This is a genomic window from Arthrobacter sp. SDR-2R, from assembly GCF_057747955.1.
The window spans coordinates 2,229,825-2,244,045 of the sequence record NZ_CM173231.1; the positions used below are offsets into that span (position 1 = coordinate 2,229,825).

The 14,221-nt window shown below is 68.0% G+C and carries 10 protein-coding genes; 6 read left to right on the forward strand and 4 right to left on the reverse strand.

Going from position 1 to position 14,221, the window contains the following annotated elements:
• Positions 1-185 precede the first annotated feature (185 nt).
• Genes AC3ANU_RS10370 through metG form a run of 3 tightly spaced genes read left to right on the forward strand, consistent with a single transcriptional unit; the run spans position 186 to position 5,332 of the window.
• Positions 186-2,984 carry an ABC transporter permease gene (locus AC3ANU_RS10370; protein ID WP_018768337.1) on the forward strand — a complete coding sequence of 933 codons (2,799 nt, stop codon included), beginning with the start codon at positions 186-188 and terminating at the stop codon, positions 2,982-2,984.
• Entirely contained in the window at positions 2,981-3,736 is a 756-nt protein-coding gene (locus AC3ANU_RS10375) for an ABC transporter ATP-binding protein (RefSeq protein WP_018768336.1), read from the forward strand. The genes AC3ANU_RS10370 and AC3ANU_RS10375 overlap by 4 nt, the downstream gene beginning before the upstream one ends.
• 36 nt (positions 3,737-3,772) lie before the next feature.
• On the forward strand, positions 3,773-5,332 hold the full coding sequence (gene metG, locus AC3ANU_RS10380; RefSeq protein ID WP_488315937.1) for a methionine--tRNA ligase: 1,560 nt from the start codon (positions 3,773-3,775) through the stop codon (positions 5,330-5,332).
• A gap of 88 nt (positions 5,333-5,420) precedes the next feature.
• Here the strand turns inward: metG and AC3ANU_RS10385 are convergent, their stop codons facing one another.
• From AC3ANU_RS10385 to AC3ANU_RS10400, 4 genes are all read right to left on the reverse strand, one after another.
• Complete coding sequence (locus AC3ANU_RS10385; protein ID WP_488315938.1) at positions 5,421-7,955, reverse strand: FtsX-like permease family protein; 2,535 nt, start codon at positions 7,953-7,955, stop codon at positions 5,421-5,423.
• A gap of 2 nt (positions 7,956-7,957) precedes the next feature.
• Positions 7,958-8,734, reverse strand: a complete 777-nt coding sequence (locus AC3ANU_RS10390; RefSeq protein WP_488315939.1) for an ABC transporter ATP-binding protein — start codon at positions 8,732-8,734, stop codon at positions 7,958-7,960.
• Positions 8,735-8,835: 101 nt separating this feature from the next.
• Entirely contained in the window at positions 8,836-9,564 is a 729-nt protein-coding gene (locus AC3ANU_RS10395; RefSeq protein ID WP_196804743.1) for a response regulator, read from the reverse strand.
• A 2-nt stretch (positions 9,565-9,566) separates the two neighbouring features.
• Positions 9,567-10,760, reverse strand: coding sequence for a sensor histidine kinase (locus AC3ANU_RS10400; protein ID WP_488315940.1), 1,194 nt, complete (start codon positions 10,758-10,760; stop codon positions 9,567-9,569).
• Between the two features lie 150 nt (positions 10,761-10,910).
• Between AC3ANU_RS10400 and AC3ANU_RS10405 the strand changes: the two genes are divergently transcribed.
• The 3 genes from AC3ANU_RS10405 to AC3ANU_RS10415 all read left to right on the forward strand — a co-directional run bounded on the left by AC3ANU_RS10405 (position 10,911) and on the right by AC3ANU_RS10415 (position 14,218).
• Positions 10,911-11,963 (forward strand): 3-isopropylmalate dehydrogenase, encoded by a 1,053-nt coding sequence (locus AC3ANU_RS10405; protein WP_488315941.1) that lies wholly within the window; start codon positions 10,911-10,913, stop codon positions 11,961-11,963.
• A gap of 104 nt (positions 11,964-12,067) precedes the next feature.
• On the forward strand, positions 12,068-13,180 hold the full coding sequence (locus AC3ANU_RS10410) for a branched-chain amino acid aminotransferase (RefSeq protein ID WP_134163871.1): 1,113 nt from the start codon (positions 12,068-12,070) through the stop codon (positions 13,178-13,180).
• 216 nt (positions 13,181-13,396) lie between these two features.
• Positions 13,397-14,218, forward strand: coding sequence for an MBL fold metallo-hydrolase (locus AC3ANU_RS10415; protein WP_488314497.1), 822 nt, complete (start codon positions 13,397-13,399; stop codon positions 14,216-14,218).
• Positions 14,219-14,221 lie beyond the last annotated feature (3 nt).

The window sequence follows — 14,221 nt, forward strand, 5'->3', positions numbered from 1 at the left end:
CTCCGCAAGGCCTCGTCCACTGCGGAGCCACGTATGATTGGCCGGTCTGCTTACAATGGCTTGGTCCTGATTCAGGACCGTAGCCGGCAGACCGGCCAATACCTTTTGCACATCCGTCCGTCATTGTCCACGTCTGCCCGGGCGGATGGAAGTGTGCGCACGCAATCCAGGTTTCAGGGAGTTCCATGAACGCCGTCCAGAGGTTCATCAGAAGCAGGGTGCTGCTGTTGACCGCGGCCATCTTGATCGCAGCCATGTGCTTGTCGGTCCTCGTTCAAAGCCAGTCACAGGCTGCGCTCAACCGCACGGTTGATGAAAACTCGAGGGGGCTCTACGACATCCTGGTCCAGGCCAAGGCACCCTCCGGGGCCCTCCTGCAGCCCGAGATCGCCAACGGCGCCGGCGGCATCGGCTTCGACCAGCTGGACTCCATCCGGAAGCTGTCCGGCACGTCCGTGGCGGCCCCCATCAGCCTGGTCTCGCGGGTCACCCAGAACCTTGAGACGCCCCGGCTCGACGCCATGGACTACCTCGGCTACAACGCCGGGCTGGCCGGCACCGCCACCGCGGACCAGGCGGCGGGTGCCACCTCGCCGGACAAGTGGCCGGCCGCTGAATCGGTCCTGACCGATGCCGCCAAGAAGTACCGGCTGACCGCCAGCGCAGTGAGCTCTGACGGCAACTCGGAGCAGACCCTCTTCAAGACCACCGCCGAGGGCACGCTGGGCAAGGCCCGGCTCGTGGAGGAAAAGGCCCAGGGCGGCAGCAGCATCCGCATCGCCCCGGCGGCGGGGGAGACCGGCATCAAATTCCCCGCCCCCGCCGGCGGCTCCGAGCACAATCTCTTCAACCTTTCCGTCGCCCTGCCGCTGGCTCCCGAGGTCACCGAATCCGTGGTGGCAGTGGACCCGGCCGCTGAACGGGCCCTGCTGGGCTCCGCGGGCGACTTCCTGGCCCCGCTGGAGAAGGCCCCGCCCGCCGACGCACGCGACGCGGGCGCCGTGGGCCGCTACCTGGAAGGCCTCTTCACCAACGGCATCAGCATGGACCAGCTCAAGGAAGGTCCGGACTTCCTGGGCGTCAAGCTCAAGTACTGGGCTCCGCTGATGACCCAGTACCAGCAGGCCAAGCGCACCGGCCAGCTGACCAGCGGCTCGCAGGCCGTCCCGCTGATCGTGCGTTCCGGAACATCGCTGGACCTGAAGTACAACGTCAAGATCGAGGAGATTGACGACGCCGGCAAGGTAGTCAAGGACGTCGGCACCGTGTCGAAGTCCCTGGGCAAGGATTACCTGCCGTTCGTCTCGAAGGACCCGTTCGTTTTGTCATGGCCGGGCTCCACGGACCACTCGTCGCTGCTGGGCAACAACGGCAACTTCAACGCGGGCCTGTACACCCCGGCAAAGTGGAGCACCAACTTCGCCGGCGCCCCCAAATACAACGACAGTGACACAGCGGCCAACGGTGCCGTGGACAAGACCGCTGTTCCCGGCGAATGGGTCACCGTCAACCGCCTTCCTGACAAGGCCGCCAACGGCGCGCCCGTTGACCAGACCCAGCGGAACCCGGTGGACGAGCGGTCCTACCGGGACAACCTGTCCACCGGCCAGCAGCAGGCGGCAACGCCGTTGCCCATGGTGTACGGCACGTTCGACCCCGCCGCTGTCGAGGCGGCCTCCGGGGACGTCAACAAGCTCCCGCTGGGCGGCTACGACCCCACGCCGTTCACGCTGGTCAAGGATGCTGCCGGCAAGGATGTTCCCGCAGCAGACCTGAAGCCCTCGTTGAGCGCCACCGGGCTGGCCAGCCAGTCCGCCGGTGCCATCACCGACTACTACGGACTCGCAGCAGCGCGCGGCTACAAGCAGAACGCCGCCGTCATCGACGCCGTGCGCGTCCGCGCCAAGGCGCCGGGCAGCTGGAAGGACGCCCAGCCCGAGGTGGAGAAGCTCGCCGCCGAGATCAGGGACATGGGCCTGGACGCCACCGTGGTGGCCGGTTCGGCGCGTGAGGACACCAGCATCTTCGTTCCCGGCTACTCCAAGGACGGAGCCGGCAAGGAGTCCGCCCTGGGCACCGTCCAGCAGTCCTGGGTCCGGCAGAACGCTGCCGAAGCCGTGGCCGGAGCGCTGTCCGGAACGAACATCACGCTGCTGTTCCTCACCCTGTGCGGCGCCGCCCTGCTGACGGGGGCCTCCACCGTGAGCTACATCCGGAAACGGCGCAGCGAGGCAGGGACCCTGCGGGCCATGGGCTGGACCCAGCGGCGGATCCGCAGCTGGGTACTTGAGGAATTCGGCGTCGGGGCCGTACTGCTCGCCGCCGCCGGCATCGTGCTGAGCCTGGTGAGCTGGAGCCTTGCCACCGCACTGGTGTGCGCCGCCGTCCTGGTCCTGTACTGCGGCGCGGCCCTCTTCGCCGCGCAGCAGCTCCGCCACCGCGACGTGATCGACCAGGAGCCGCAGCACGACGAACGGCTCATCCCGGTGGACTCGCCGCTGACCTTCGCCAACCGGCAGCTGAGCACCAACAAGTTCAACACGTTGTCCCTGGCGGTTGCGGTCGGCGTCTTCGGTGCGGCCGTCGGCGGGCTGATCGCCCTGCTGATCGACATCCCGCGGGCAGCGGGTGCCAGCGCGCTGAGCGGCCTGGCGGCGGCCAGCGTCACCCTGCCGAGCATCCTGCTGGCGCTTGCGGGGGTGGCCGTGGGACTGGTGCTCACCCTGGTGACCGGCCGCTTCGAGCTCAACGCCAAGCGGCAATACCTTGGCATCCTCCAGGCGATGGGCTGGAACCCTGACATGCTCCGCCAGGTCCGTTTGTTCGAGAACGCACTGGTGGGAACCGTGGCCCTGCCGCTGGGCGTGCTGGGCGCCCTGGGCATCGGCCTGCTGCTGGCACCCTACGCGGCCATCTGGGCCGCCGTAGCCGGCCTGGTGGCTGTAATTTGCTGGATACCTATTGCAACGAAAGTGGTCCAATGACAAACCCGACGAACCTCCAGCGCAGCCGCAGGAGCGGCTCCAACGAGGTCCCCCTGCAGACCCGGGCCAACACCATCGTCAAGTCGGCCGACCACGCCACCCCGCTGGAGATGCGCGACATCACCATCCGCTATGGCGGTGGAAAGGGCGGCGCCGAGGCCGTGAGCGTGGTGGAAGGCTTCGACCTGACCCTGCACGCCGGCGAAATGCACTGTGTGGCCGGCCGAAGCGGCTCCGGCAAGACCAGCATCCTGACCGTCGGCGCGGGACTCACCCTGCCGACGTCGGGCCGCGTTTTCTGGGAAGGCGATTCGCTCGAAAGCATGGGCGACGACGAAATCGCCGACCGCCGTCGTGCACTGATCGGTTATGTGGACCAGGGCGGTGCCCTGATCGACGGCATGAGCGCACTGGAGAACGTGCTCCTGCCTGCCGTTCCGGACGGCGAAGTGGACCAGCGGCGCGACATGGCCAAGGACCTCCTGGACCTGGTGGGCCTTGGCCGGCGGATGCGGCACCGTCCCGCCCAGCTGTCCGGCGGTGAACGGCAGCGCGTGGCGATCGCCCGCGCCCTGATCCTGGGCACCAGGGTCCTGGTGGTGGACGAGCCCACCGCCAGCCTGGACCGTGCCTCTGCCAACCGCATTATCAGTATCCTGAAGGACACCACCTCCGACGGGATCGCCGTCCTGGTGGCCTCCCACGACCACGAACTGGTCCGGCTGAGCGATACCCTGACAGAACTGATCTAGCCCCGCCCACTCCGCACTGAAGGTAACCGTCCGAACGTGACTGCTCCAGAAAAAACGCCGTTCTACATCACCACGGCCATCACCTACCCCAACGGTGTGCCGCACATCGGCCATGCCTACGAGTACATAGCCACCGACGCCATGGCGCGCTTCAAGCGGCTGGACGGTTATGACGTGATGTTCCTGACCGGCACGGACGAGCACGGCATGAAGATTGCCCAGACCGCGGAGAAGGAGGGCGTCACGCCCAAGGAGCTGGTGGACCGGAACGCGGAGGTCTACATGGCCGCGCACGCCGCGCTGGGCATCAGCTACGACCGCTTCATCCGCACCACGGACGAGGACCACTACGCTGCCTCGCAGGCCATCTGGAAGAAGATGGAAGCGAACGGGGACATCTACCTCTCCAAGTACGAGGGCTGGTACTCCGTCCGGGACGAAGCCTTCTATGGCGAGGATGACACCGTGGTCAAGGACGACGGCGTGCGCTACTCGAAAGAGACGGACACCGAGGTGACGTGGACGGCGGAGGAGAGCTACTTCTTCCGGCTGTCCGCCTACCAGGACAAACTGCTGGCACTGTATGAATCCCACCCGGAATTCGGCGCGCCGCAGTACCGGTTCAACGAGGTCATCAGCTTCGTCAAGCGCGGGCTGGAGGATCTGTCCATCAGCCGGACCACGTTCGACTGGGGCGTTCCCGTGCCCGGCAACGACAAGCACGTCATGTATGTCTGGGTGGACGCGCTGACCAACTACCTCACGGGCGTCGGTTACCCGGATGTGGACTCGGAGAAGTTCCGGAAGTACTGGCCCGCCGACGTCCACATCATCGGCAAGGACATCTCCCGGTTCCACGCCATCTACTGGCCCGCCTTCCTGATGAGCGCAGGGCTGGATCTGCCCAAGCGGGTCATGATCCACGGGTTCCTGCACAACAACGGGGTCAAGATGTCCAAGTCCCTGGGCAACGTGGTGGCTCCTGCCGATTTCGTTGCCCGCTATGGGCTGGACCAGGTGCGGTTCTTCTTCCTCCGCGAAGTCCCGTTCGGGGCCGATGGCAGCTACAACCACGAGGCCATCGTGGGGCGCATGAACGCGGACCTGGCGAACAACTTCGGCAACCTCGCACAGCGGTCGCTGTCCATGGTGGCGAAGAACTGCGGCGCCTCGGTTCCCTCCCCCGGAGAGTTCACGGCTGCGGACCAGGCCATCCTTGACCAGGCCAACGGCCTGCTGGACGCCGCCCGCGCCGCCTTCGAAAAGCAGGAATTCAGCCGCGCCCTGGAAGCTGTCTGGGGCGTGCTGCACCACACCAACGCCTACTTCGCCGATCAGGCGCCCTGGGTCCTGCGGAAGACCGACGTCGAACGCATGAACACCGTCCTGTACGTGACCCTGGAGGTCCTGCGGATCGTGGCCATCCTGGCCCAGCCGGTCATGCCCAACGCCACGGCCAAGCTCCTGGACGCCCTGGGCCAGGCAGAAGGTGAAGCCCGCCAGTTCGCCGCCATCGCCAGCCCGATCGTCCCGGGAACGGCACTGCCGGCTCCCACTCCTGTGTTCCCCAAGTTCGAGGAACCGGCCGAAGCCTGAGGTTCCGGCGCACGAAAGGGCAGGTGAGGCGGACTTCCGCGCCACCTGCCCTTTCCCGTTCCGGCGCCCTGGCCCGGCCGTCGGCGGGCTATGCGGCGGCAAGCCCCTGGACAGGCGACAGCCGTGCCGCACGCCGGGCAGGAATGACCGACGCCAGCAGGCCGGCGACCACGGCCACGGCCAGTACCCCCAACAACTGCAGCCAAGGGACGGAGGGTGTGACCTCGGCCAGGCTGCCGAGGGCGGACCGCGCCCCCAGCCAGCCGTAGACGCTGCCCAGGACAGCACCAATCACTGCGGCGACGCCGGCCACCAGGGCTGCCTCAAGGGCCAGCATGCCCCGCAGCTGGCCTTTGGTAAGGCCCAGCGCCCGAAGCAGGGAGTTCTCCCTGGTCCGTTCGAGCACGGACAGCGACAGTGTATTGGCCACGCCGATCAGCGCGATCAGCACGGCCACCCCCAATAGGCCCGTGACCACTAGGAGCAGTACGTCGATGACCTCATTGAAGGTGACCCGCTCTATGGCGGCGCCGCTGACCGCACCCGCGGACACGCCTGCTGCCTGGGCAACAGCGGACTGGATGTCCTTGATCCGGTCTGCGGACAGCGGTGCGCCGCCGGGAGCGTCCGCCAGGCGCAGCCAGACGGCACTGGCCGCGGGGCCGGTGCCATCGGTCCGCGCACTGTCTGTTGGGGCAACGCCACTGCCCGTCAGGCCCGACTGGCGGGCGGTGTCGGTGGACACCAGGGCCGGGATGTTGCGGGTCCGCAGCACCACGGCTTCCAAGGTGGCCCGTCCGGCGGCGCCGTTGACCTCAACGGATCCGGCCGGGGAGCCTTCGGGCAGGTAGATCCTGCCCGGTTCAAGGGTAATAGTGGTGTCGCGGAGCAGCCGGCCGGCCTCCGCCGCGTCGAGGGCATAGACGGGGCTGTCCATGCCTTCGCCGGCCATGGTGCCTGCTACCGGCAGCAAGGCCGCAGTGGCGACGCCGTCGATCCGTGCTACTGCGTCACGCTCGAGGGCTGTCAGTGCACCCCCGGTGATGGCCATATCCACGGGGTAGGTACCGGCGAGGGCGTCATCAAACGCCTGGCGGGCAGTGGCAGCCCCGGTCATCATGAGGGACACCAGCGTGACGCCGATCAGGAGGGCGGCAGCGGTGACGGAAGTCCGGGCCGGGTTGCGGACGGCATTGAGTGCGGCCAGCTTCCCGGGGACGCCGGCAGGGGAGGCCAACCGTCCCGCCAGGCCCACCAGCTGCGGGACGAACAGGGTGGCGCAGAGCAGGACTCCGACGAAGGAGAGCACGCCGCCGGCGAAGGCCACCACCAGCATCACGCCCGCGGCGCCGAGGGCCAGCAACGGAATACCAAGGGCAAGGGCGGCAAGGCCCAGCACCAGTCGCACTCGGCCGCGCCGGTTCCCGATTCCGGCATCGTCAGCCGGCCGCAGGGCAGCAAGCGGAGCCACGGCCGTGGCAGCTTTCGCGGGAACCAGGGCGGCGCCCAGGGTCAGGAATGTGCCTACTGCGAGCCCCACAATGACGGACGACGACGGGACGGCCATGGTGGCAAACGCCATGTCCGGCTGCGTCCCGGCCCAGCCGATCAGGGCAGCCATCAGGGCGACGGCGGCGAGCACACCAGCCGCAGAGGACACCAGGCCCACCACCAGGGCTTCGGCCAGGACCGAGTTGCGTACCTGGCTCCGGCACGCCCCCAGGCACCTGAGCAGCGCCAGTTCCCTGGTGCGTTGGGCCACCAGCACCGCGAAGGTGTTGGTCACCACCAGGCCGGAGACAATCAGGGCGACCCCGGCGAACGCCAGCAGGATGATTGTCAGTTCATCCTGGCCTCCGGTCATCATCGCCACCTGGGCGGTGACCTGTTCGTCTGCTGTTTTGACCTGCGCGCCGGCGCCGACGCCGGTGAGCGCCGCCAGCACGTTCTTGCTGGTTGTGGCGGCGTCGGTGCCTGAAGCCAGGGCCAACTGGATGGTCCCGTAGCCGGCGCCGGCGCCGGTACCACCTTGCGGGTCCCGGGCACCGGCTGCCAGGGCACTGACGGCGGGTGTCCCGGCGACGATCTGCGGGAGGGCAGAGGTGAAGGGGTCGTTGCTGCCGCGAAGGATCCCGGTGACGGTCATGGCCACGGTTGTGGCGCCGCCGGGGGCCCTGAGGGTCAGGGAGTCGCCGATGCGCAGCCCATAGCGGGCGGCGGCAGCCCCGTCCACCGCAACGCCGTCAGCACTCTCCGGGAGGGCGCCGTCGGTCACGGCCGCGGTTTCCAAGGCCATCGGCGCCAGGTTCCGGGCCTGCGCAAACACCTCCTGGCCGCCGGCGGTGAACTCGGTGTACGCCTCCATCCGGCCATAGGCCTCGGTCACGCCAGGTACCGCACGGACTGCTGCCAGGGCGGCATCGTTGAAGGTTCCCGTGTCCGGGGTGGCGATGAGGCCGGCCTTGCTGTAAGCCTCTCCGAGGCTGGCACCCAGCGAAGCACGGGTACTCGCCCCCATCATCAGGGTGGTGGACAGGAACGCCACTGACAGCATCACCGCCAGGCCGACGGCAATGAACCGGCGGCTGTGGGACTGGAATTGCGAGAAGGCAACGCGCAGCACGATCAGCCTCCCAGCTTGCCGAGGGCAGCGAGGACGGACCCGGCGGTGGGCTCGGCGATCTCGCCCACCAGACCGCCGTCACTCATCAGGACCACGCGGTCGGCGTAGCTGGCCGCCACCGGATCGTGGGTGACCATGATGATCGTCTGGCCCATTTCCCGGCTGCTGCGGCGCAGCAGAGCCAGGACCTCGCCGCCGGCGGTCGAATCAAGGTTGCCGGTAGGTTCGTCCCCGAACACCACGTCGGGCCGGGTCAGCAGGGCCCGGGCCACGGCCACCCGCTGCTGTTGACCGCCGGAGAGCTCGTGCGGCCGGTGCCGGAGCCTGTCCTTAAGGCCAAGCGTGGCCACCACTGTGTCGAACCAGGCGGCGTCGGTGGCCTTGTTTGCCAGTGCCAGCGGCAGCGTGATGTTCTGTTCGGCTGTCAGCGTCGGCACGAGGTTAAAGGCCTGGAAGACAAATCCGATCCGGTCGCGGCGAAGAGTGGTGAGCTGCTTGTCGTTCAGGGCCGTGATGTCCGTCCCGCCCACCAGGATCCGTCCGGAGTCCGCGGTGTCCAGGCCGGCGAGGCAGTGCATCAGGGTGGACTTTCCGGAGCCGGAAGGGCCCATTATTGCGGTGAAGCGGCCGGCATCGAATGTGACGCTGACCTCACGCAGGGCGCTGACGCGGGTGGCGCCGCGGCCGTACGTCTTGGCCAGGGAGAGGGCCTGCACGGCGGGAGCGGAGGTGATGTTTTGCCTGTTAAAAGCAGTATGGGCATGCGCGGAAGTTGTCATGTTTCCACGCTATGGCCGCACCCGGCGCCCGGGGATCGGCCGGTGGTCTGGTCCTGCCGGGGCCGGCCTCATACCCAGGTCTGAGACGACCGCGCCAGGCGTCAGCCCCCGGGAGTGACAACCCCGGTCTCGTAGGCGAGCACGACTGCCTGGACCCGGTCCCGTGCCCCAAGCTTGGCCAGGATGTGCCCTACATGCGTTTTGACGGTTGCTTCGGAGACAAACAGGTCTGCCGCGATCTCAGGGTTGGATCGCCCTTGTGCCATGAGGGTGAACACTTCGCGCTCGCGGGCTGTGAGCCGTTCGACGGCCTCGTGGTCCTCGGGCCGTTCGTTGCCGTGCGCGCGCAGCAGCGGAGCTACGTGGTCCAGGAGCCGGCGGGTGGTGGAGGGGGCGATGACGGCGTCCCCGCGGTGCACCGTGCGGATGGCTTCCAGCAGTTCCTCCGGCGGGGCGTCCTTCAGGAGGAAACCGCTGGCGCCGGCTTCGATTGCCGCCAGTGCGTACTCGTCCAGATCGAAGGTCGTGAGCACCACGACGCGAAGTTCAGCCCTGGCTGACCCGGCGGGGGCGGAAGCGGCGCGTTCGATAAGCCTGCGGGTGGCCTCGATGCCGTCCATTCCCGGCATGCGCACGTCCATCAGGACGACGTCGGCGGCTGCTGCTCCGAGGGCCTGGAGTGCCTCGAGCCCGTTCCCGGCCTCGACCACGACGTCAAGGTCCGGCTGGGAGTTGATCAGCATTCTGAATCCCGACCGCACCAGTTGCTGGTCATCGACCAGCGCCACTCGGATCGGAGCGGTTGTGTCACGGTCTAGTGGCAAAGTCATGCTCAAGCCTCGGTGTAGGGAAGGAAGGCCGAAACCTGGAAGCCCCCGCCCGCGGCCGGGCGGGCCGCCAACGAACCATCGTAAAGGCTGATCCGTTCCCGCATGCCCCGCAGCCCGTTACCGCCGTCTTCCCCGGCACCCACCGCCGGATGGGCAGCAGCGCCCCGGCCGTCGTCGTGCACTTCGAGCTGCAGCCCGCGTGGCTGCCACCGCACCAAAACCCGGGCCCGGGCCCGCGGACCTGCATGCTTGAGGACGTTCGTCAGGGATTCCTGGAGGACCCGGTATGCCGTGAGTTCGGCGCCCGGAGGCAGGGTGCGCCGCGGCGATCCCAGCTGTTCGACGTCCAGCGGCAGGCCGGCCGCACGGAACCCCAGGAACAGCTCATCGAGGTCCACAAGTCCGGGCAACGGGCGGGTGGTGGACTCATCGCCGTGCCGCAGCACACCCAGCAGTCGGCGCATTTCCGCCAACGATTCCCGTGCCGTGGCGGCGACGGTGGCCAGCGTTTCCGTGGCCACGGCAGGGTTGGCTGCCGCGGCGTATCGTGCACCGTCGGACTGGGTGATGATCACGGACAGGGAATGCGCCACGATGTCGTGCATCTCACGGGCAATGTGGGCGCGTTCATCGGCGGCGGCCAGGGAGCGTTCCTGCTGTTGTTCGGTTTCGAGCCGACGGGCACGGTCCGCGAGGGTCTGCAGCTGCTGACGGCGGACGCGTGTCAAGTCCCCGAGGGTCCAACTGAACAACACCAGCATCCAGATCAGTACGGTGTACACGGCACTGATGGTGAGGCCCAGCACGCCCGTTTGGGCCGTGCTGCTGAGGTTTCGGGTGGTCAGCAGCACGCCGCCCAGCAGGCCCAGGCCAAGGACCGACCGGCTGGCCCAGGCAGGACCGTAGGCGGCAACGGCATAGATGATCAGCGGAACAGCCATCAATCCCGCCAGGGGCTCCAGCCCGGACGCCCACAACGCCAGAGATGCCAGCACAATGGCGCCCGCCGCGGGCACCGGCCGGGTGCGTCGCCATGCCAGCGGCACCACCAGTGCGCTCGACAGCACGAAGTGCCAGGGTCGGTCCGCGATGAGGTACACCGGGCCGCAGAAAAGCAGGAGCGCCAGCATGAGGACCAGGTCCACCCGGAAGGTGTTGACCCGGAGCCAGTGATAAGCCTTGTGCCGTAATTCCACCCCGAAACTCTATGCTGATGCGGTGGCGGGTGCCTCATGCCTGGGGCTGATCGCTGTACACGTCCGGGACTCCAACGCCGCCGACGGACCCGGTGTCCGGAATATGGGACGGCTTGACCAGCATATGGATGGTCTGGCTACCCTGAAGACATGAGCGCATCCTCCATCGATCTTGCAGTTATTCCCGGCGACGGCATCGGCCCCGAGGTCATTGCCGAGGCCCTTAAAGTCCTGGAAAAGGCTGTTGCGGCGGAGGGCGTGGAGCTCAAGCCCACGCATTACGAACTCGGCGCCGAGCACTGGCTTCGCACCGGCGAGACCCTGCCGGACGACGTCCTGGCCGACCTGAAGACCCGCGACGCCATCCTCTTCGGCGCGGTGGGCGCCGCCCCCGGCGACACCCGGATCCCGTCCGGCATCATCGAGCGTGAGCTGCTCCTCAAGCTCCGGTTCAGCCTGGACCACTACGTCAACCTGCGGCCTTCCCGGCTATACGGCACGGTCGGCAGCCCGCTGGCCAACCCCGGCACCATCGACTTCATCGTGGTCCGCGAAGGCACCGAAGGGCCCTACGTCGGGAACGGCGGCACCCTGCGTGCGGGCACCCCGCACGAGGTAGCCACCGAAGTTTCCCTGAACACCGCCCACGGCGTGGAGCGCGTGGTCCGTGACGCCTTCCGACGCGCCAGCGCACGGGAACGCAAGCATGTCACCCTGGTGCACAAGCACAACGTCCTGGTCTTCGCCGGCCACCTCTGGAAGCGCACCGTCGAAGCCGTCGCCCAGGAATTCCCGGAGGTCACCCACGACTACCTGCACGTGGACGCCGCCACGATCTTCATGGTCACGGACCCGTCCCGCTTCGATGTCATCGTCACGGACAATCTGTTCGGCGACATCATCACCGACCTCGCCGCTGCCATCACCGGCGGCATCGGCCTGGCCGCCTCCGGCAACATCAACATGGACCGCACCGCGCCGTCCATGTTCGAACCGGTCCACGGTTCCGCGCCGGACATCGCCGGTCAGGGCAAGGCAGATCCCACCGCGGCGATCCTCTCCGCGGCCCTCCTGCTGGACCACCTGGGCTACACGGACGCCGCCCGCAGGATTGAAGCTGCCGTGGTTGCCGACGTCGAAAAGCGCGACGGCACCGCACGCAGCACCACGGCCGTGGGCGACGCCATCACCGCCGGCCTTTAGCCCGCGCCGGGGCATCCGGCATCGGGCGTAAGCTTGTCTCGAATCACCAAATGCCGCCCCGCCGTTCAGCGCTGAACGAGGTGGCGGCCGATCGTGGAGGAACCATGACCCAGACCGCCCATGGCGTCGAATTCACCCGGCAGCCTTCGGCCAACCCGAAGTCCGCCGAAGAGCGTGCAGCCATCCTGGCAAACCCGGGATTCGGCAACTACTTCACCGACCACACCGCCATCGTGGACTACAGCGTGGACGCGGACGGCAACGGCGGCTGGCACGATGCCCGGATCGAACCCTACGGTCCGATCGTCCTGGATCCTTCCGCCGCCGTCTTCCACTACGGCCAGGAGATCTTCGAAGGGTTGAAGGCCTACCGCCACGCGGACGGGTCCATCTGGACCTTCCGCCCGGAGGCGAACGCGGCGCGGCTGAACAAATCCGCCCGCCGGCTGGCCCTTCCGGAACTGCCGGCCGAGTACTTCCTCGGCGCCATCCGCGAACTGGTGGCAGTGGACAAGGAGTGGGTCCCCTCCGGCGACGGCGAGGCCCTGTACCTGCGGCCGTTCATGATCGCCACCGAGGCCTTCCTGGGCGTCCGCGCCGCCCGCGAGGTGTCCTTCCGGGTGATCGCCTCGCCTGCCGGCAACTACTTCGGCGGCGAGCTCAAGCCCGTATCCATCTGGATCTCCCGGCAGTATGCCCGCGCCGGCCGTGGCGGCACCGGCGACGCCAAGTGCGGCGGCAACTACGCGGCTTCGCTGATCGCGCAGCAGGAGGCCGAGGCCAACGGGTGCAAGCAGGTCCTGTTCCTTGACCAGGCCAACGACAACGCCGTGGAAGAACTGGGCGGCATGAACGTGTTCTTCGTCATGAAGGACGGCTCGCTGGTAACGCCCGCGCTCACCGGGACCATCCTGGAAGGCGTCACCCGGATGTCCGTTATCCAGGTGGCCAAGGACATGGGCCGCGAGGTTTCCGAGCGGAAGATCACCCTTGACGAGTGGCGTGACGGCGTGGCCTCCGGTGACATCACCGAAGTGTTCGCCTGCGGCACGGCAGCCGTCATCACTCCCATCGGAGTCCTCAAGGACGCCACCGAGTTCATCGGTTCCGAGGACGCCAAGGCGGGGGAGGCCACCATGGCCATCCGCGAAAAGCTCTTGGGCATCCAGACCGGCACGGAGCCGGACACCCACGGCTGGCTGACCCGCCTGGCATAGCCCGGCAGTTTTCAATGTACGACGGCGCCTGCCGGACTTGGGTCCGGCAGGCGCCGTCCTGCGTTCCGGCCAACAGGCATTCCTGGGCTGGTTCGCAGATCCTGACCTTGAAGGCGTGGTTGTGCGAACAAGCTGCTGACTGTTGCGGGGTGGATGCCGGCACACCGACGCGCTGCGGGGCTGGGGTGGGGCAGCGCCGGATGCAAGGATGGACCGGTGACTTCAGTTTCCGGCCCCCGGCTGCAGCGCGGCTCCGGGCTCACACAGTTCATCCTGGCACCCAACCCCGGCCCCATGAGCCTGGACGGCACCAACTCGTACCTCCTGCGTGCCCCTGGCCATTCCTCCGTGGTGGTCGTGGATCCCGGTCCCCGGGACGAAACGCACCTGAACGCACTGGCCGGGACCGCCGCCGTCGAACTGATTTTGGTGACCCACCGGCACGCGGACCATACGGCGGGTTCCGCCCGCCTGCATGAACTGACGGGCGCGCCGGTCCGGGCGGCGGATCCCGGCCACTGCCACGGCGGGGGAGTGCCGCTGGTCCATGGAGAGGTGATCCAGGCCGCAGGTCTGGAGATCGTCGTCCTGGCCACGCCCGGCCACACTTCAGACTCCGTCTGTTTCCACCTGCCTGCGGACGGGGACTATGGATCGGTGCTGACGGGCGACACCGTCCTTGGCCGCGGCACCACCGTCCTGGATTATCCGGACGGCACGCTGGGCGACTACCTGGCATCCCTGGACCGGCTCGAAGCGCTGGGGCCCGCAACCGTCCTCCCGGCCCACGGCCCGGTGCTGCCCTCCCTTGAAGCCATCGCACGGGACTACCGGACACACCGGGAAGAACGGCTGGCGCAGATCCGCGCCGCGCTGGACCGGCTGGGCCAGGATGCAGCCGCGGGGGAAGTGGCCGACGCCGTCTATTCCGACGTCGAGCCTTCCGTGCGGCGTGCCGCCGAGCTGTCCGTGGCCGCGCAGCTGTCCTACCTGCGCGGCGGCGGCAGCGCGGGCCAGGCGGCACCGGCGGGACGGTAGGGT